This window comes from Streptomyces sp. NBC_01232, assembly GCF_035989885.1.
In the GTDB taxonomy this organism is placed as follows: Bacteria; Actinomycetota; Actinomycetes; order Streptomycetales; family Streptomycetaceae; genus Streptomyces.
This window is the reverse complement of sequence record NZ_CP108518.1, coordinates 606337-625260: the sequence shown is the minus strand read 5'-3', so window position 1 is coordinate 625260 and position 18924 is coordinate 606337. Positions and strand designations below refer to the sequence as shown.

The following is an 18924-nucleotide window of genomic DNA, read 5'->3' as shown; positions in this document are numbered from 1 at the left end:
CCATGAAATGCCAGGTCAGTGGCTGTTTGTCGAGGGGCTGAGCGGGCCGGTGGGCGCCGGGTCCGGCCGCGGCCGACGGCCGGGTCCGGAGGCTGCCCCGAAGGGCGGTGGAGGCTCTGCCGGAGCCGTCCCGGCCCCCACTTCCGGCGACTTGCGGGTCCCGATTCTTCCTGCACGCGCAGGGGGCAGCCGCCGGGCCCGACCGCACACCGCCCCGGCTGCGCGGCCGCCCCCGCCCTCGAAGCGAGGGCGAGGACATGCCAACATGGGGCGCGCGTACCCGGCTTCCAGGGAGAGGTGCGCCCGGCCCCGGCCGCCCGGCGTCATCAGAGTGAGGACATGGACCTTGAGCAGCTGCGCGCCTCGTGTGAGGCGCGCGTCGAGGCACTTGGACTCCCGCACCGCTTCAGCACCCGCGACCTCGACCACCACCTCCACCGTCGGGTCGTCGAGATCAACGACTGCGTCCTGGCCCTGCGCCGGTACCGTCAGGCATCCGTACGGGACGCCGCGGCGGCCGAGGCCGCCAGCCGGGGCACGGCCGGCACCCCCGAGGGCGACGCCGAGGTGGAAGCGGCCGTCATCGCCGCGGTCGTCGAGGCGAAGCGCGCCGGACTCCTCCTCGACGGCGACGAGGCCCCGCCCGCCGCCGGAACCCGCTCCCGCAAGGGCGACCTCGCGGCGCAGACCGCGTGGCTGCTCCTCGTGGCGGACGCCCGTGCGCGCGGCCCGGTACGCGAGAACGCGGGGGCGGCCTCGTGAGCGCCCCGCGGCAGGACCCGCTGCGCGACCCGCGCTTCTTCGCCGACCCCTACCCCACCTACGACCGGCTGCGCGAAGGCTGCCCGGTGCGGCGCGTCCCCACCGGCTCCGGCGGGCACCACGCGTACCTGATCACCGGCCACCCCGAAGCCCGCAAGGCGTTCACCGACCCCCGGCTGTCCAAGGACACGGCCCGCTTCTTCGCCGACCGGCCCTCGAACCGTGACCTGCACCCGGCGATCTCCCGCAACATGCTGGCGAGCGACCCACCCGCGCACACCCGCCACCGGCGGGTGGCGGCACCCCTGTTCACCACCGGACGCGTCCGGGAACTGCGCCCCTGCATCACCCGGATCGTCGACGGCCTGATGAGCGCGTGGCGACCCGGCACGGAGGTCGACCTGGTGGCGGAGCTGGCCGTCCCCTTGCCGGTCTCCGTGGTCTGCGAGCTGCTGGGCGTGCCGGAATCCGAGCGCGCCGCGCTCGCCGGCTGGTCCCACGACCTCTTCGACGCGACCGACACCGATCGCGTCGACGCCGCGTCGCACCGGATCGGCGACTACCTGACCCACCTCGTCGACACGGCCCGCGCCACCCCCGGCAACGGCCCGCTCCACTCCCTCCTGCGCGACTGCGACGAGGGAGGCCTCGACCGGGACGAGTCCGTCTCCCTGGCCGCCCTCCTCCTCGTCGCCGGGCACGAGACCACCACCCAGTTCATCGGCAATGCCGTCCTGGCCCTGCTCCGGCACCCGCAGGCCCTCGACCGCCTGCGCCGGGACCCGGACCTGATCCCCGGCGCCCTGGACGAACTGCTCCGCTTCGACTCGCCGGTGAGCGTGGCCACCTTCCGTCACAGCACGGAGGACCTGCGCGTCGGCGGGGTCGACATCCCGGCGGGCTTCCCGGTGCTCATCGCCCCAGGGGCGGCGAACCGCGACCCGGCGGCGTTCCCCGACCCGCACCGTCTCGACCTCGACCGCGATGCCGGCGGCCACCTCTCCTTCGGCCACGGCATCCACCGCTGTCCGGGCGCCCCCCTGGCCCGCGCCGAGGCGGAAATCGCCCTCCGCACCCTGGTGACGCGCTTCCCGGACATGCGCCTGGCCGTCCCCGCGGAATCCCTGACCTGGCGCCGGACCCGCCTCACCCGCGGCCTGACCGCCCTGCCCCTGACCCTCGCCTGACCCTCAGCCGGCCCGCCCCGCCCCGGCAGTCGTCAGCCGGTGGCAGGGCCGCTCGTCACGATCGCCCACTTGCCGTCCTTCACCGTGTACGCCGTGAGCCGGCGGTTGACCGTATCGCCGTCCCCGTTGAAGGCGACGCGGCCCGTGACGCCGTCGAAGGCGAGCCGTGTCACGGCCTGCGGCATCTTCGCCCGGCTGTCGGGGGGAAGGGTGCCGCCGTTGGCCGTCGCGACGGCCTTCACCGCCTCGATCAGGGTCCAGGTCGCGTCGTAGGCGTAGGGGCCGTACCAGCCCGCGGCCTCCGGGTAGCCCGCATTCCCGTACCGGGCGAGGAAGTCCTGCCCGGCGGCCGACTCCTCGGCGGACACGCCGATGTTGGTCGCGAGGTCACCCTCGGCCTTCGGGTTCGTCGTGAGGTACTGCTGGTCGAAAATGCCGTCGCCGCCCATCAGGGGGACGTTCACGCCCGCCTGCTTCAGCTGCTGGGAGAGGGGCGCCGCGGCGTCGTAGTAGCCGCCGAAGTAGACGGCGTCGGCTCCCGAGGACCGCACCCTCGTGGCGAGGCCCGTGAAGGCGCGCTCCGCGGGATCGATCTGCTCGGTACCGACGACGGTCCCGCCGAGCTTCGTGAACTCGGCCGTGAAACCGGAGGTGAGGGCGGTGCCGTGGGCGCTCGCGTCGTCCACCACGTAGACCTTGGTCTTCTTCGCGGTGCCGTGCAGGTGCCGGGCGCCGAACGGCCCCTGGTCGACGTCCGTGGTGACGGTGCGGAAGTAGGTGGAGTAGGGACGGGACGTGGTACCCGCGGCCCAGTCCGGGCCCAGCGTCAGTACGGGGTCCGTGTTGCTCGGGGACACGACGGCCATGTTCGCCCGCGCGAGCGGCGGCACCAGAGTCCTGGCCACACCGGAGTTGAGGGGGCCGACGACGCCCAGCACCTTCTCGTCGGACACGAACCGGGCGGCGTTGGGCTCGCCCTTGGCGGGGTCGGCCCCGTCGTCCAGGGCCCGGATCTCGAAGGTCACGCCGGGAACGTGCCGGGTCTCGTTGGCGGTCCTGGCTGCCAGCTCGGCGGAGTTCTTGATACCGACGCCCATCGAGGACAGCCCGCCGCTGAGCGGTGCGTCCACGCCGATCACCACCGTGACGGAGGAACCGGCCGGGCCGTTCCCGGCCGCCCCGCCACCGCGGGGCGCGCCATTGTCGCGGGTGAGGCTCCAGGTGAGGACGGAGCCCGTGACGAGTACGGCCAGTGCCGCGCTCAGGACCACGGTTCGCCGGGGGAGGGCCCGCAGGCGCGTGGACGTTCGCCCGCCGTGCCCGGTCGTGACCGGTGCTACGAGCGTGCCGGGGTCCTCGGTCGGAGGTACGGGTACGGGTGCGGGCGGGGCCGTCGGCCGGTCCGGCACCGGACGCCGCGGAGTGTCGGCGGCCGAGCCGGAGTCCAGGACCGTGGGGGTGCGGGGAGCCGTCTCCGCCGTTGGTGCCTGCTCGGGCGCACTCGGAGCGGAAGGGTGCTGCTCCGGCGATGCTTCCGGTGCCGGTACGGGGGTCGCCCGCGGATCGGGCGTGGGAGTCGGCGCGGCCTCGTGTCCTGTCCCGTGCCCGGTGGATTCGTCCGCGCGGGGCGCGGAGGGGCTCAGTACCGAGGCGAGCATCCGGGCCGCCTCCGCGGCGCTCACGCGCTGCGCCGGATCCTTGGTGAGGAGCGCGTCCAGCACGGGCGCCAGCGGGCCCGCGTGGACCGGCGGCCGGTGCGGGCGCGTGAAGACGGCCACGGCCAGGGCGTGGAGCCCCTCCGCATCGAAGGGCGGGTGCCCCTCGACGGCGTGGTACAGGGTGGCGCCGAGCGCCCACAGGTCGTTGGCGGGGGTCGGGCGTTTGCCTTCCAGTTGCTCCGGCGGCATGTACTGCGGTGTGCCGATGACGATCCCGCTGTGGCTCAGCTTGGTCGTGGTGTCCGCGAGGTGGGCGATGCCGAAGTCGGTGAGGACGACGCGGTCCTTGGTCAGGAGCACGTTGTCCGGCTTGATGTCGCGGTGGATGATCCGCGCCGCGTGCGCCTCGGCCAGTGCGTCGAGCACGGCGGCGCCGATCTCGGCCACCCGCTGCACGGGCAGCCGGCCGCGGCTGCGGATGGCGGCGGCCAGGGATTCCCCGCGGATCAGCTCCATGACGATGACGGGGGCGCCGTGATGCTCGACGACATCGTGGATGGTGATGATCCCCGGATGGCTGAGAGTGACTGCTGCACGGGCCTCGCCGGTGAACCGCCGGAGCAGGGCGGCGCGGTCGTCGTCCTCTATGCCCGGAGGAAAGAGGATCTCCTTGACGGCGACCTCGCGCCCGAAGAGCTGCTGGTCAAGGCCGCGCCAGACCCGGCCCATGCCGCCTTGGCCGATGCGGTCGACCAGCTGGTACCGGCCGGCGATGAGTTCGGGATTCTGCTCGGTCACGCGCACACTCTAGATCCTGATGAGCCGGTCGGGTGACGGAAGCATGGCTTGATCACGCTTGTGGCGATGGGCCCCGGTATGCCGCACACGGCGCCGCTGCCCGGCCCGGCGTCGGGCGGTACGGGGAGGCGGCCGCAGAGGCGGGTGACCGACGGCGGGGCGGCTCCAGCGGCATGCCGAGTTCGCATGACATTGCGGACACCTCACCGAGATCGTGCATGGCTGGCGGTGGGACGTCGAGGCCCGGCCCGCTTCCTCGGCCACGTGGGCGAAGATGCGTGGGCGTGGCAGGACCTGGACTGACCGCCCTCGCTACGAGTCGACGTGCCCCCCCCGGGCCGGATGAACGTGGCCCGCGTCCGGAGCACGCGCAGACAGCACGATCCCGGCCCCACCTCGGCAGGTCTCGTCCAGCGGCGAAGCCCCTATCGGATGTAGCGGCGGAAACCCTCTGCCAGGGCTTTGAAACCACATGCTTCGTAGAAGGTGTGAACGTACGCGTCATCTGCCGCCAGTAGCTGGACCTTGTAACAGCCGACCGACTCACCCAGTCGGACAACAGCCTCCATCAGCTGACGGCCGACACCCTGCCGCTGGAAGGAGGCGGCCACTACGACGTTTTCCACGAACAAGATGGCCCGACCGCCGCGCGTGAGGTTCGGCATGACGATGCAGTCCGCAGTCCCTGCCACGGCGCCGCCCGCTTCAGCCACCAGGATCGTCCGGCCCTGCTGCCTTGACATGGCTGCCCAGATGGCGCCTGCGGATGCCTCGGGCAGCGGAGCGTCGTCGGGGTTCAACTCGCTGTAGAGAGCCAGCAGCGCCGGCAGGTCCACCTCGGCGGCCGACCGCACAGTGATCTTCATGCGCTGAGCCTAGAACGAGCACAGCCTCACGCGTCGCGGAAGCTGATCGTCAGGCAAAGGCAACTGCATTGGCTACGCAGGCACCCGATCCCGGCTCCTGAACCGCTGCCCACGCCGGCCGAGCGCTGGTCATCAGCGGCGACGACGGTGCGGCCCCGTGGCCCCCTCGTCGGGGGTGTGGTGGCCAGGTACACAGGAGGGTGACCGAATGTGATGGTCCGCCACATACGCCGCCGACCTGCGGGCTTCTACGGTGTGGCCACACGGAACGTCCCCGCAGACCCCCGGAAGTGGTGCACATGACCTCCCCTGCAACGGCCGCCGCACCGGCCCCGTCCGGCATCCGGAGAATCGTCGCCGCCAGCCTCATCGGGACCACCATCGAGTGGTACGACTTCTTCCTCTACGGTTCGGCCGCCGCGCTGGTGTTCAACGAGCTGTTCTTTCCCGGCAGTGAGCCCCTGGTCGGGACCCTCCTCGCCTTCCTCACCTACGCGATCGGCTTCGCGGCCCGCCCGCTCGGCGGGCTGGTCTTCGGGCACTACGGGGACAGGATCGGCCGCAAGCAGCTCCTCGTCCTCAGCCTGCTGCTCATGGGCGGGGCCACCTTCGCCATGGGGCTGCTTCCCACCCACGCCACCATCGGCGTCGGCGCCCCCGTCCTCCTCACCCTCCTGCGCCTGATCCAGGGGTTCGCGCTCGGCGGTGAGTGGGGTGGTGCCGTGCTGCTCGTCTCCGAGCACGGGGACGACAGGAGCCGCGGCTTCTGGGCCTCCTGGCCCCAGGCCGGCGCACCCGGAGGCAATCTGCTGGCCACCGGCGTACTCGCCGTACTGGCCGCCGTACAGTCCGACGAGGCCTTCCTCGCCTGGGGCTGGCGGATCCCGTTCCTGCTCTCCGGCGTGCTGGTGATGATCGGCCTGTGGATCCGGGTGTCCGTCTCGGAGTCCCCGGTCTTCCTGGAGGCGCAGGCCAGGGCGGCGGAGCAGGCCGCGGCCGGGGTCAGGGCGAAGCCGCCCGTGGCCGAGGTGTTCCGGACGAACTGGCGCGGAGTCCTGACCGCCATCGGCACCCGCCTCGGAGAGAACATCTCCTACTACGTCATCACCGCCTTCCTGCTCGTCTACGTCACCAGCCACCTCGGGCTGCCCAAGAGCGACGGCCTGAACGCCGTGCTGATCGGCTCCGCCGTCCACTTCGTGACCATCCCGGCCTGGGGCGCGCTGTCCGACCGCATCGGCCGCCGTACCGTCACGCTGATCGGCTCGGTGGGCATGATCGGCTGGGCGTTCGCCTTCTTCGCGCTGCTGGACTCCAAGTCCTTCCCGGTGATCGCCGCCGCGGTGACCGTCGGACTGCTCCTGCACGGCGCCATGTACGGCCCGCAGGCGGCCTTCATCTCCGAGATGTTCGACACCAAGGTGCGCTACTCCGGCGCCTCGATGGGCTCCCAGCTGGCCTCCATCATCGGCGGAGCGCTCGCCCCGATCATCGCCGTGGCCCTGCTGCGCGACTACGACTCCTCGCTGCCCGTTTCCGTCTATCTCGCCGCGGCGGCAGCGGTCACCACGCTGACCGTCCTGGTGGCCAAGGAGACCCGCGGGCGTAGCCTGGCCCGGGAGCACACCCCGGCGCGCAACGCCGTTCCCGCCGCCCGGCAGGCCGGACACGACCCGGTGCCGGCCGACAACTGACCGGCCGGTCGAGGGCGGTACCCGGCCCGACGGCCCGGCCCGGCCGGCCGGTGCCGCCCCCGTCCTCGTCCAGCACCTCGGAGAGCGCCCGATGCCCATCACCGAAGACAGCGGGACGACCGGGAGGGGCTCCGGCTCCGTCAGCGGCACCAGGCCCGGAACCGGCACCGGCGCGCTGCGGCAGCTCCGCGACCTCCTCGACCTGCTGGACCGCGGCGCCCCCGCCGAGCAGTTCACCCCGCCCCCCGACGCCGAACTCTCCGACGCCGAAGCCGCGGTGGTCGCGGACGGGACCCGGATCGCCCTGCGCATCCGCCGCACCCTCGGCCAGCACCGCCGCCGCGAGGCCGAACTCGCGGCCCTCTTCGACACCGCCGGCGACCTCGCCCGGCTCAGGGAGCCGGACGCCGTGCTCGAGGCGATCGTCCACCGGGCCAAGCTGCTCCTCGGTACGGACGTGACGTACCTGTCCCTCAACGACGAGGAGGCCGGCGACACGTACATGAGGGTCACCGACGGATCGGTCTCCGCCGCGTTCCAGCAGGTGCGCCTCGGCATGGGGGAGGGGCTGGGCGGACTGGTCGCGGAGACGGCGCGCCCGTACTCCACCGGCGACTACCGCGACGACCGGCGCTTCAGGCACACCGCCACGATCGACGGCGCCGTCACGGAGGAGGGCCTCCGGGCCATCCTCGGCGTACCGCTGCGCCTGGGCACCCGGGTGATCGGCGTCCTCTACGCGGCGGACCGCACGGCCCGTACCTTCACACCGGACGAGGTCGCCCTGCTGTCCTCCCTGGCCGACCACGCCGCGATCGCCATCGACGGCGCCCGCCTGCTGGACGAGACGCGCACCGCACTCGTCGACCTCAACGAGGCCTCGCGGACCATCGAGGCGCACAGCGAGGCCATGCGCCGCGCCGAGGACGCGCACGACCGGCTCACCGACCTGGTGCTGCGCGGCGGCGATGTCGGCGAGGTGGCCACCGCCATCGGCGCCGTCCTCCAGGGCGGCACCCTCATCCACGACGCCGAGGGCGCCGAACTGGCCAGGTCGGGCACCGAAGCCGGGCCCCCGTCCGCCGGGGCCGTCGCCGCCTCCCGGGCCGACGGACGCGCGGTCTCCGTCAACGGGACCTGGGTCTGCGCGGTACTCGCCGGGCACGAACTGCTCGGCAGCATCGCCCTGACCGGCCGCGCCGACCTCGGCGACGCCGACCGTCGCCTCTTCGAGCGCGCCAGCCTCGTCACCGCCCTGCTGCTGCTCCTGCGCCGCTCGGTCGCCGAGACCGAGGACCGGGTACGGGGCGAACTGCTGGGCGACCTCCTCACCAGGGCCGCGGACCCGGCCGGGCTGGCCGCGCGGGCCCGCCGGCTCGGTGTGGACCTCGGCCACCCGCACGCGGTGTTCGTCCTGCACACCGGTGCCGCACCCCGGACCCGGCTGCTGGCCGCAGCCGCCCGCATCGCCCACGCGCGCAGGGGACTGGCCGGGCTGCACCACGAGGACGTGGTCCTGGTCTGCCCCGCCGAGGCGGCCGGCCCCGCCGCCGCGAGCCTCGCGAGCGAGCTGCGCCAGGCCCTCGCCGGTCCCGTCACCGTCGGAGCCGCCGGACCGGTCACCGGTCCCGCGGCCTTCGCCGACGCCTGCGCCGAGGCCCGCCGCTGCCGGACCGCACTGCGCGCCCTGGGCCGCGACGGCACCGGTGCCGCCCTCCACGACCTGGGCTTCCTCGGCGTGCTCCTCGGCGACCAGACCGACCTCGGCGGCTACGTACGCCAGACCCTGGGCCCCGTACTCGCCTACGACGCGAAGCGCGGCACCGACCTCACGCACACCCTCCGGGCCTACTTCGACGCGGGCACGAGCCAGTCCCGGGCCGCCGCGGCGCTCCACGTGCACGTCAACACGGTGGTGCAGCGGCTGGACCGCATAGCCCACCTCCTCGGACGCGACTGGCAGAGCCCCGAACGCGCTCTGGAGCTCCAACTCGCGCTGCGCATCCACCAGGTGAACCACCACGACGATCCCGGCCCGGGGGACTTCGCGGCGTAGCCTGCGGGAAGCCGGTTCAGCTGGCAGGGTGGACGGTATGTGCGGCCGCTACGCTTCCACCCGCAGTCCCGAGGACCTGTCCGGCCTCTTCGGAGCCACGCCCCCGGACCCGGGGCACCTACTGGAGCCGAGCTGGAACGTCGCCCCCACCGATGCGGTGTGGGCGGTGCTGGAGCGTGCCGACCGGGAGAGCGGGTTGCTGGAGCGGCGGCTGCGCCCCCTGCGGTGGGGGCTGGTGCCCTCGTGGTCGAAGAGCCTGTCCGGCGGCGCGAAGATGATCAACGCCCGGGTGGAGACGGTGCACGAGAAGCCCGCCTACCGGCGCGCGTTCGCCAAGCGCCGGTGCCTGCTGCCCGCCGACGGGTTCTACGAATGGGAGCCGGTCCCCGCCTCCGGATCCGCGAAGGCGTACAAGCAGCCGTACTTCATCCGTCCCGAGGACGGCGAGGTGATGGCGATGGCCGGGCTCTACGAGTTCTGGCGCGACCCCGCCGTCACCGACGACGACGATCCGGCGGCCTGGTGGGCGACCTGCACCATCATCACCACCGAGGCCACCGACGCGGCCGGCCGCGTCCACCCCCGTATGCCGCTGGCCCTCACCCCGGCGGACTACGAGGCCTGGCTCGACCCGTCCCACCAGGACCCCGGCGAACTGCGCGCCCTGCTCGCCGCTCCCGCGGGCGGCCGGCTCGACGTGCGCGCCGTGTCGACCGCGGTCAACAACGTGCGCAACAACGGCCCCGAACTCCTGGACGCGCCCTCCGCCTGAGGTCCCCGGCCTCCCGCAGACCCTCCCGCCAGCCTCCTGCCAACCCTCCCGCCGCCCTCCCGGCGTTGTCCGGCGAATCCTGCACGCGGCCTGGCGAGGTAAAGAAATATTGACACGGTGTCCTGATTCCTTGACACTGCCCATGTCTGGTTTTCTTTACATGGGAGCGGTCGTGGCAGTCGAGGAAAAACGTGCGTGGATCATGATCGTGGTCACGCTGGTGTCGTACGGGGTGTACCTGGCGGTCGTCCTCGGCGGGTCCGGTTCCGGGAGCGGGCCGCTGGCTCAGCAGCCGTACGAGACCGCACTGCTCTGGACGGTCGGCGCGGCGATCGCCGCCTCCATCGCGCTCCACATCATCGTGACGCTGGTGTCGCCCGAGGAGGGCAAGGTCAAGGACCAGCGCGACCGGGAGATCCACCGGTTCGGTGACCACATCGGACAGTCCTTCGTCGTGATCGGGGCCGTGGCCGGGCTCCTCCTGGCGATGGCCGAGGCGGACCAGTTCTGGATCGCCAACGCGATCTTCCTCGGCTTCGTCCTGTCGGCGCTGCTCGCCTCCACGGCGAAGATCGTCTCGTACCGGTTCGGCTTCCAACCGTGGTGAGGCCCACCAGGGTCACCAACACCATCCGGGCCCTGCGCTTCGCCAACGGCGAGATGACCCAGGCCGAGCTCGCCCGCCGGATCGGTGTGACCCGTCAGACCGTCATCGCCATCGAGCAGGGCCGCTACTCGCCCTCCCTGGAGAAGGCGTTCGAGATCGCCCGCGTGTTCTCCGTACCGCTCGACAGCGTGTTCCAGTACACCACCACCGAAGGAGACGACTCATGAAGGCCATCGTCCAGGACGTCTACGGACCGCCCTCGGTGCTGCGGATGGAAGAAGTGGACCGGCCGGCACCCGGCCGGGGTGAGGTCCTCGTACGCGTGCGCGCCGCCGCCGTCGACCAGGGCGTCTGGCACCTCATGGCGGGCATGCCCTACGCCGTCCGGGCCGTGACCGGCCTGCGCAGACCCAGGACGCGGGTGCGGGGCATGGACGTCGCGGGGGTGGTGGAAGCCGTCGGTGCGGACGTCACCCGCTTCCGGCCCGGCGACGAGGTGTACGGCAACTGCTCCGGGTCGTTCGCCGAGTACGCCTGCGCCAAGGAGAGCACGCTGGCCCCCAAGCCGCCCGGCCTCAGCTTCGAACAGGCCGCAACCGTGCCCGTCTCCGGATGCACCGCCCTCAATGCCGTACGGGACAGCGGCCGGGTCACGCCCGGTCAGAGCGTCCTCATACTCGGCGCCTCGGGCGGCGTGGGCAGCTTCGCCGTTCAGGTGGCCAAGGCCTACGGAGCCCGCGTCACCGGAGTCTGCAGTGCCGGCAAGGCCGACCTGGTCCGCTCCCTGGGCGCCGACGAAGTCCTCGACTACGCGCAGGAGGACCCCGTGAACGGCAGCCGCCGCTACGACGTCATCCTGGACATCGCCGGCAACCGCCCCCTCACCCGGCTGCGCCGCGCCCTGACTCCCCGCGGGACCCTCGTCATCGTGGGCGGGGAAGGCGGCGGCAACTGGATCGGCGGCAACGAGCGGCAGCTGGGCGCGCTCCTGCTGTCGCCCTTCGTCGGCCACCGGCTCCGCCCGCTCGGCACCGTGGTGCGCCACCACGACCTCGAAGCCCTCACGGAGCTCATCGAAGCCGGTTCGGTGACCCCCGCCATCGACCGGACCTACCCGCTGGCCGAGGTCCCCGACGCGATCCGCTACCTCAGGGACGGCCACGTACGAGGGAAGATCGCCATCCGGCTATGAGGCGTCGAGCCTGATGCGGGCGGCGACCGGCAGGTGATCGCTGCCGGTGGCCGGCAGGGTCCAGACCTCGGCGGCGGTCGCCGAACGGGTCAGGACCTGGTCGATCCGGGCGACCGGGACGGCGGCCGGCCAGCTGAGGGCGAGCCCCCGCCGCGGCGCGCTCAACCGGGAGGCCAGCGGGGCGAGTCCACGGTCGTCCACCGTGCCGTTGAGGTCACCCAGCAGGATCACCCGGTCCACCTCCTCGGCGGCGACGGCCGCGCCCAGCAACCGTGCGCTCTCGTCGCGCGGGCCGGAGCCGAAACCGTTCGCCCGCATGCGTACCGAGGGCAGGTGCGCCACGTACACCGCGATCTCGCCCCGTGGCGTGCGGACACCGCAGCGCAGGCCGCGGTTCCAGCCCTCCCCGATGCTCCGGGGCTTGATGTCCACGCGGCGGACATCGGTGAGCGGGTGCTTCGACCAGAGGCCGACCGTGCCCTCGACCGCGTGGTACGGGTACGCGGGTGCCAGCGCCGCCTCGTAGGCCGGCAGCGCGGAGGGCGTCAGCTCCTCCAGGGCGATCAGATCCGGCCCGGCCCCGGCCAGGGCACGCGCGGTGCCCGTGGGGTCGGGGTTCTCGTCACTCACGTTGTGCTGGAGCGCCATGAGGTCGTGCGGGCCGCCGTCCGCCGGCAGGAGCAGGCCGCCGAAGAGGCCGGCCCACGCCACCGCGGGCAGCAGCACGGCCACGAGCGCGGTGACCGAGCGGCGTACCAGCGCCGCCACGACCAGGACCGGGACGGCGAGGCCCAGCCAGGGCAGGAAGGTCTCCAGCGCACTGCCCGGGCGGCCCGCGGCATTGGGTACGGCGGAGTGGAACACCAGCAGGCCGGCGGTCAGTACGGCGAGCGCCGCGAGTGGGCGACCGCGCGTCCAGGACGTACGGCCCCGGGCGTCCGTGCCCCAGCGCCACCGGGCAGTGCGCTGCGCACCGCTTCCCGCCACGTCCACCACCGGAGCCCCACCCGTCTGCCTCGGAGCGTCCGTCGCCCCGCGTTCCGCGACCCGTACGACGCATGATCCGGCCGCAGGGTTCCCTGCGGAGCGGGTGTGGAAGAGTGATCGTCCTGGCCGCGGACGCGCAGGGCGGCGCAGGACGTCAGGACGGGAGACGCTTATGGGTGAGGCAAGGATCGCGGTCGTGACGAGCGCGGGCGGCGCCGGCCAGGACGCGGATCTCCCGCTGATCCTGACGGCTCTGCAGGGCGCGGGCCTGTCGGCGCAGGCGGTCGCCTGGGACGCGGACGAGCCGGAATGGGACGGATACGACCTGGCGGTCATCCGGTCGACCTGGGACTACGTGGACCGCCTGGCGGAGTTCCTGGCCTGGGCCGATGCGACGGCCGAGGTCACCCGGCTCCGGAATCCTGCGCCGCTGGTGCGCTGGAACAGCGACAAGCGCTATCTGCTGGAGCTCGCCGGGCGTGGGGTCCACGTCGTACCGACCCGCTTCCTCGAACCGGGCGGGAGCTGCGACGCGGCGGACTTCGAGGGGCCGCACGGAGTGGTGGTCAAGCCCGCGGTCTCCTCGGGCGCACGGGACACCGCGCGCTACGAGCCCGGCCGCCGGGCGGACGCCGAGCATCATGCCCGCATGCTGCTGGACCAGGGGCGCACCGCGATGGTCCAGCCGTACCTGCCGCTCGTGGAGGAGGGGGAGCGGGCCCTGGTCTTCTTCGGCGGCACCTTCAGCCACGCGATCCGCAAGCGCCCCCTGCTGACGGAGGCGGGGCTGATCGACAACTTCAGGGTGCCGCACCCCGGGGCCGTCCCCTACGAGCCCTCCGAGGCCGAGCTCCGCACGGCGCGGGCGGCGCTGGACGCGGTCCCCGACCCGGGCGACCTGTTGTTCGCCCGGGTGGACCTCGCGTTGAACGAGGACCGGGAACCCGTGGTCATGGAGCTGGAACTCATCGAGCCGAATCTGTTCCTGTGCATCAACCCGCAGGGGTTGGAGCACTTCGCACGGGCGGTCACGACCGCCCTGGCCTAGGAGGTGTCCTGCCGATAAGCCCGCGAGCCCGGCGTGATCGGCAGGACACCCCCTGGGACGGCCTAGGTCGTCTCTTTCGGATCTTGCCGGGCCCGCGTCGCCCGGCACCGCACCTCGCCGCGTTGTCGGAGCACCGCAGTACGTCCAGTACAACGGCGCTCCTCCGCCTTGCGATGCACGGCACCGGACAACGCGGGCCCGACCGACAAGATCCGAAAGAGACGACCTAGCCGAGCCGGTCCAGCCGCACGCGGCGACGGCGGCGCAGCAGGAGACCCACGGCCGCACCGGCGACGGCGGTCACCGCGACACCTGCCGTCGTCCACCACAGGGCGTATCCCTCGGTGCCGGCAGCGGCGTCCGGGGCCTGCGCCGAGGACGCGGCCGGGGCCGAGGCGGGGGAGGCCCCCGACGGATCCGGCGCCGCGGCGGACGGGGCGACGGCGGCCGGCGAAGAGCCGACCGGAGCCGGGGTGCCGGGCGCCGGGTCCACCACAGGCACGCCCACCTCGAGTTCACCGTGTCCCAGGGCCGGGAAGCCCACGTCGACACCGACCTTCCAGTTACCCGGCGGCAGCGCCTCGGCCGTTGTCCAGCCCGCGGGCGCCGCGCCGGGATCGCGGACCAGACGCCAGGGCCCCAAGGTCCGGGAGCCGTCGGCACTCACCGCGTTCACGGTGGCGGCGACGGCCTCCTCGACGGCATCCCCGTCGTTCTCCCAGGTGACGTCGGCGGTGACGTGACCGTTGCGCTGTCCCGTCACCACCACCTTCAGGGTGTCACCGTGGGCGTGGGCCGTGGCGGGGAGCAGGAACATGAGGCCGAGTGCGGCCAGGGCGGCCGAGAAAACGATTCGTATGCGCATCGTCGGGGTGCTCCGGTCGAGATGAGGGGTGCCGACGGACGGCCGCGCGGTGCGGCCGTCCGTCGGGGTGGGTTCACGCCGTCAGGGCGTCAGGTGTGCTGCGCCGTGGCGGTGATCAGCCGGACTTCTGGAGGGTCCAGGCCTGCGCCGGGCGGCCGTCCGCACGCTGGAGGTCGAGCAGCCAGTTCCCGTAGTAGGGGCGGTTGCTGACGGTGAGGGCGAAGCCGCCGCTCGGGTCCGTCACGGTCACCGTGCCACCGCGCGACGTCAGCTTCCAGGCCTGAGCGCCGGCGCCGTTGGCACAAGGCTGCTGTGCGACCCACATGCCCGCGGCGGGGGTGCTGCCCGGCTGGAGGCACTTGCCGGAGGCCGCGGACCGGATGCGTACCTGGCCGTTGCCCGCGTCGTCGAAGTACCACTGCTGCTGGGCGTAGCCGTTGGTGCGGCCACCGACGAGGACCGTGCCGTCGGCGGTGCGGCCGCCCCACAGCTCCGCGGCCATGCCGGTGCTGCCGTTGCCGAGCACGTAGCGGGTGCCCGGGGTGGTCGCGCCGCCGCCACCACCGGTCGTACGGAAGGACGCGGCCTTGCCGGGTCCGCTGTCACGGCCGGCGTTGTCGCGGACCGAGACGGTGACCTTGTACGCGGTGTCGGGCTGCAGGTTGTAGATGCGGAGCACCTGCGACTGGACCCACGTCAGGTGCTTGCCGTTCAGCTGCACCGCGTACCAGGCGGCGCCGTCGACCTTGGGCCAGCTGACGACGACGGAGCTGGACTGGATCTGGCCCGCCGTCACGTCCGGTCCGCCGGTGGGGTTCTTGGTCGGCGTCGGCGTGGGCTTCTTGGTGGGCGTCGGAGTCGGGTTCGGGTTCGGACCCGGGTCCGTGCCGCCGCCCTTGCTCTTCATCAGGAACTGGTTGTCGGCGATGTTCCAGTGCGTGGCCAGGTAGCTGCCGGCCTTCGGACTGGTGTGGAAGTAGTCGTCGTGGTTGCAGTCCAGGATGTTCTCGGACGCCTGGTTCGTGCAAATGTTGCGCATCTGCGGGTAGTACGGAGTGTCCGAGTAGCACATCACGTCGTACTCATCGGTGCAGTGCGCGCCACGGCTGGTGTTCGGGGCGCTGTTGTTGACCGCGCCCAGGTTGTGGCCGAGTTCGTGCGCGGCGGTGTGACCGCCCCAGCAGCCGGAGTCGGTGCGCCCGTAGGAGGGGCCGAAGTTGCTCTGGTTGGCCTGGCCGGGCCGCTCGTCGCCCGCGAAGGTGCCGATGCCGCAGTAGACCTGGCTGTCGGCGAAGATCATGTACTTGCGGTCGCGACGGTCGAGGCCCTTGGCGGCGAGCGCGTTGTTGGTCGCGCTGAACTCGCCCAGAGCCGAGGCCGGGAGCTCGATGTTGAGCACGGTGGGGGTGCAGTCGGCGGCCGTCACATAGCGGATGTGACGTACCCCGCCGGTCTCCTGGGCACTCGCCGAGTAGATGAGGTCGGCGTCGGCCGCCCACTTGCGGAACGAGGCGACGTACTCGGAGTAGCGGTCCTTGCCCGGGGCGTGGACGTAGACGACCTGCACGCGGTTGCCGGTGCTGCCGTCGCCCTCGCACTGGACGGTCTGGCCGACGGGGCCGGCGGCGACGTTCTGGCTGCCTGCCGAGGCCGCGGGCGCGGGCGCCGCGGCCTTCGTGGCGGCCGAGGCGTCGGCCGCGGGCGCGTCCTGAGGACGCCCGCCGCCTTCCTTGCTCGCCGGGTCATCGGCCGCGGGACGGGCCGGATCGGCCGCCGGGGCCGTCTCCTTGACGGCGGGCGCGATGTCCTTGGTGATGTCGACGCCCTTGGGCGGGGCGTCGGGGCCGTGGGTGCAGTGTCCGTCCGCGGTGCGGTAGACACCCACGCACCGGTCGCCCTTCGGCGCGGCCTCGAGGCCGTCGTAGATCATGCCGCGCGCGGTCTCGTTGGCGGGCGCGGCCGCGATCGGCTCGGGCTCCTTGTCGCGCGCGGGCGCGGCGGCGGGTGCCGCGGCGGCCTGTACGGGTGCTGCCGCCTGGGCGCCGTCGCCGATTCCGGAGTAGGCGATGCCTGCGGCTATCAACCCCGCCGCGGCTGTGGCGGCGGTGATGAGTATCAACCGCCGGGGTCTGCGCCGGTGGTCGGCGGCGGCAGGGCGTCTGCGACGTCCTGTCATGGGCACCTCAAATCGTTGTCGGAAGACTGGGTGCGCCGCAGCCTGCCAGACGAATGCTGAGGAGAATTCGGACAAACGGGAGCGTGCCCCGAGAAATCATTCCGTTACCTGTCGGCCTGATTTGACGAACAATCAACTCTCAGCAAAAAAAGGCGAGTTACGCGCGTCGCGCCCGAATGGTCCAGTCCTTTCTGGGTGGGTTGTTATCAAATCGAGATATGAAGTGGAGGCTTGTTGACGGGAATTCAGTCAGGAATTCACCTAATTGCTACCTGCCGAATTCCCTTCGTCACGACCTGTGAGCTGCGGCGGGCGCGACGCGGGCCGGGAGCGTCGCCGAAGCCGTTGCGGAGGGCAGGAGTTCGTCCCCGGGGGCGGCGGCGCCCGCGCGGCGGCCGGGACTCACCGCAGGGTCGGAGGGGTTTCGGACGCGACACGGGTCAGCTTCTCCGGGGTGCGGACGCAGTGGATGCCGGTGACACGGGCGTCCTCCAGGCGGATCGCCATCACGCCGTCGAACCAGGCTGTCCCTTTCGGATTCTGTCGGCCGATCCAGCGGTGTCCGGTGCCGGGCGCCGCGGGCCTGGGGGCACCTCCCAGCGGTAGCTGGGGGAGCAGGATCCGGAGTCGGCCTCGCCCTGTGGCCCGGGGTACCGCCGGTAGCGGGGGCTGGCCCCACCCCCGATCGACCGGACAGCCGGATGGCCCGATGGATCGCGTGTCGGCGACGGTGGGCGTACCGAGCAAGTCGCCTACAGAGAAGGCAAGATCGTGCGCATTGTCACGGCCACCGCCGTCGCCCTGGCCCTCGTCTGCGCAGTCGCGCCGACCGCCACCGCTCACCAGCCGGCCGCCGACGGGATCTGGCGGACCGACGGCTACGGCACCGTGCTGTCCATCCGGAACGGCACTCTCCAGGAGTACCAGACCACCGCCGTCGGCTGCATCGCGGGCGCCACCGCGCACCGGACCGGCCCCGGCACCTACACCACGCCCGACGGCACCGTCCTGACCGTGCGCACCCGGGGCGCCGACGACCGCGCCTCCGTACGGCTGGACGGCGACGTCGGCGACCGGAACCTGCGCCGGATGACGCGACTGCCCGAGGCCTGCACGGGTCCCGCCCCCGGGGGTCCGCTCGCTTCCTTCGACATCTTCTGGCAGTCCTTCGAGGAGAACTACCCCTTCTTCTCCGTCAAGGGCATCGACTGGCACGCCGTGCGCGACCGGTACCGCCCCACGGTCCACGAAGGGACGACCCCGGACGAACTCTTCGCCGTCTTCAGCAAGATGGTCGAGCCGCTGCACGACGCCCACGTCGCCGTCTGGGACGTCGACGCCGATGCCGACGGCTTTCCCGACCGCCGCTTCGCACAGGCCCGCCCCGGCACCGTCCTGCCCGACGGGACACTCGATGCCAGGATCAAGAAGTTCGTCGTGGAGCGCGACCTCAAGGACGCCCGGAACCTCCAGGACTTCGCCGCCGGCCGGATCACCTACGCCGACCTCCCCGGCGGGCAGGGCTACCTGCGGATCTCCGGCTTCGGCGGCTACGCGGGCGACGACGCCCCCTACGCCGCCGAGCTGGCCGAGCTCGACAGGGCCCTGGACACGGTCCTCGGCCAGGAGCGCACCCAGCACCTGAAGGGCCTGGTCATCGACCTGCGGATCAACGGCGGCGGCTCCGACGCCATGGGGCTCCACATCGCCGGGCGGCTCACCGACACCCCCTACCTCGCCTACGCCAAGCGGGCCCGCAACGATCCCGCGGACCCCACCCGGCACACGCGGCCCCAGCCCCAGTACGTTACGCCCGCCCAGGGCCCCCGCTACACCGGACCGGTCGCCGTGCTGACCGGTGCCTCGACCGTCAGCGCGGGAGAGACCTTCACCCAGGCCCTCATGGACCGCCCCGGCCGGACCGTACGGATCGGGCAGCCCACGCAGGGCGTCTTCTCGGACGTCCTGGTGCGCAAGCTCCCCAACGGCATGTCGGTCTGGCTGCCGAACGAGGAGCTGCTGGCGCGGTCGGGCAGGACCTTCGACGGCGCCGGCATCCCGCCGCACCTCACCGAGCCGGTCTTCACCGCGGAGGAGTTCGACCAGAACAAGGACTCCGCCTTCGACCGGGCCGTGCAGGTCCTGCGCGGCCCGGGCGTTTCTCTCTGATCATCTGATTGTTGGTCGATGTGTGTCGTTGACTGACGTGCAGTGGGATCGCCCTCAAGACACCGCGTCGCCCCGGCCTGTGACAGG

At 72.4% G+C, this 18924-nt stretch carries 15 protein-coding genes; 10 read left to right on the top strand and 5 right to left on the bottom strand.

All coding sequences use genetic code 11. The features are described from left to right. Positions 1–339 precede the first annotated feature (339 nt). Both OG444_RS03020 and OG444_RS03015 read left to right on the top strand, forming a co-directional pair. Complete coding sequence (locus tag OG444_RS03020) at positions 340–762, top strand: DUF6545 domain-containing protein (protein ID WP_327260595.1); 423 nt, start codon at positions 340–342, stop codon at positions 760–762. Beyond that, a complete protein-coding gene (locus OG444_RS03015; protein ID WP_327260594.1) occupies positions 759–1949 on the top strand; it encodes a cytochrome P450 family protein in 1191 nt (396 codons plus the stop codon). The genes OG444_RS03020 and OG444_RS03015 overlap by 4 nt, the downstream gene beginning before the upstream one ends. Before the next feature lie 32 nt (positions 1950–1981). Here OG444_RS03015 and OG444_RS03010 read toward each other — a convergent pair whose 3' ends face one another. Further along, positions 1982–4405 carry a bifunctional serine/threonine-protein kinase/ABC transporter substrate-binding protein gene (locus OG444_RS03010; protein WP_327260593.1) on the bottom strand — a complete coding sequence of 808 codons (2424 nt, stop codon included), beginning with the start codon at positions 4403–4405 and terminating at the stop codon, positions 1982–1984. 425 nt (positions 4406–4830) lie between these two features. Next, positions 4831–5271: a GNAT family N-acetyltransferase gene (locus OG444_RS03005; RefSeq protein ID WP_327260592.1), complete on the bottom strand. Its 441-nt coding sequence runs from the start codon at positions 5269–5271 to the stop codon at positions 4831–4833. 299 nt (positions 5272–5570) lie between these two features. On the opposite strand from OG444_RS03005, the gene OG444_RS03000 reads away from it, so the two are divergent. From OG444_RS03000 to OG444_RS02975, 6 genes are all read left to right on the top strand, one after another. After that, on the top strand, positions 5571–6965 hold the full coding sequence (locus tag OG444_RS03000) for an MFS transporter (protein ID WP_327260591.1): 1395 nt from the start codon (positions 5571–5573) through the stop codon (positions 6963–6965). 91 nt (positions 6966–7056) lie between these two features. Continuing rightward, on the top strand, positions 7057–9021 hold the full coding sequence (locus OG444_RS02995) for a helix-turn-helix domain-containing protein (RefSeq protein WP_327260590.1): 1965 nt from the start codon (positions 7057–7059) through the stop codon (positions 9019–9021). Positions 9022–9058: 37 nt separating this feature from the next. Next, on the top strand, positions 9059–9793 hold the full coding sequence (locus tag OG444_RS02990; protein WP_327260589.1) for an SOS response-associated peptidase: 735 nt from the start codon (positions 9059–9061) through the stop codon (positions 9791–9793). A 172-nt stretch (positions 9794–9965) separates the two neighbouring features. Next, entirely contained in the window at positions 9966–10400 is a 435-nt protein-coding gene (locus tag OG444_RS02985) for a hypothetical protein (protein WP_327260588.1), read from the top strand. After that, positions 10394–10627 carry a helix-turn-helix transcriptional regulator gene (locus OG444_RS02980; protein ID WP_442810448.1) on the top strand — a complete coding sequence of 78 codons (234 nt, stop codon included), beginning with the start codon at positions 10394–10396 and terminating at the stop codon, positions 10625–10627. The genes OG444_RS02985 and OG444_RS02980 overlap by 7 nt, the downstream gene beginning before the upstream one ends. Continuing rightward, positions 10624–11592 (top strand): NAD(P)-dependent alcohol dehydrogenase, encoded by a 969-nt coding sequence (locus OG444_RS02975; RefSeq protein ID WP_327260587.1) that lies wholly within the window; start codon positions 10624–10626, stop codon positions 11590–11592. Before OG444_RS02980 ends, OG444_RS02975 begins: the two co-directional genes overlap by 4 nt. Here OG444_RS02975 and OG444_RS02970 read toward each other — a convergent pair. Next, positions 11587–12474: an endonuclease/exonuclease/phosphatase family protein gene (locus OG444_RS02970; RefSeq protein WP_327266639.1), complete on the bottom strand. Its 888-nt coding sequence runs from the start codon at positions 12472–12474 to the stop codon at positions 11587–11589. The genes OG444_RS02975 and OG444_RS02970 overlap by 6 nt on opposite strands. Positions 12475–12751: 277 nt before the next feature. Between OG444_RS02970 and OG444_RS02965 the strand changes: the two genes are divergently transcribed. Then, a complete protein-coding gene (locus OG444_RS02965; protein WP_327260586.1) occupies positions 12752–13627 on the top strand; it encodes an ATP-grasp domain-containing protein in 876 nt (291 codons plus the stop codon). A 226-nt stretch (positions 13628–13853) separates the two neighbouring features. Here OG444_RS02965 and OG444_RS02960 read toward each other — a convergent pair whose 3' ends face one another. Continuing rightward, complete coding sequence (locus tag OG444_RS02960) at positions 13854–14492, bottom strand: hypothetical protein (protein ID WP_327260585.1); 639 nt, start codon at positions 14490–14492, stop codon at positions 13854–13856. A 115-nt stretch (positions 14493–14607) separates the two neighbouring features. Continuing rightward, complete coding sequence (locus tag OG444_RS02955) at positions 14608–16611, bottom strand: RICIN domain-containing protein (RefSeq protein ID WP_327260584.1); 2004 nt, start codon at positions 16609–16611, stop codon at positions 14608–14610. 828 nt (positions 16612–17439) lie between these two features. Here OG444_RS02955 and OG444_RS02945 point away from each other — a divergent pair. Beyond that, positions 17440–18837: a S41 family peptidase gene (locus OG444_RS02945; RefSeq protein WP_327260583.1), complete on the top strand. Its 1398-nt coding sequence runs from the start codon at positions 17440–17442 to the stop codon at positions 18835–18837. Positions 18838–18924: the final 87 nt, after the last annotated feature.

Excerpts from the sequence above, each read along its gene's own strand:
- OG444_RS03020 (WP_327260595.1), top strand. The coding sequence starts at position 340 with ATGGACCTTGAGCAGCTGCGCGCCTCGTGTGAGGCGCGCGTCGAGGCA.
- OG444_RS03005 (WP_327260592.1), bottom strand. The coding sequence starts at position 5,271 with ATGAAGATCACTGTGCGGTCGGCCGCCGAGGTGGACCTGCCGGCGCTG.
- OG444_RS03000 (WP_327260591.1), top strand. The coding sequence starts at position 5,571 with ATGACCTCCCCTGCAACGGCCGCCGCACCGGCCCCGTCCGGCATCCGG.
- OG444_RS02995 (WP_327260590.1), top strand. The coding sequence starts at position 7,057 with ATGCCCATCACCGAAGACAGCGGGACGACCGGGAGGGGCTCCGGCTCC.
- OG444_RS02990 (WP_327260589.1), top strand. The coding sequence starts at position 9,059 with ATGTGCGGCCGCTACGCTTCCACCCGCAGTCCCGAGGACCTGTCCGGC.
- OG444_RS02975 (WP_327260587.1), top strand. The coding sequence starts at position 10,624 with ATGAAGGCCATCGTCCAGGACGTCTACGGACCGCCCTCGGTGCTGCGG.
- OG444_RS02965 (WP_327260586.1), top strand. The coding sequence starts at position 12,752 with ATGGGTGAGGCAAGGATCGCGGTCGTGACGAGCGCGGGCGGCGCCGGC.
- OG444_RS02960 (WP_327260585.1), bottom strand. The coding sequence starts at position 14,492 with ATGCGCATACGAATCGTTTTCTCGGCCGCCCTGGCCGCACTCGGCCTC.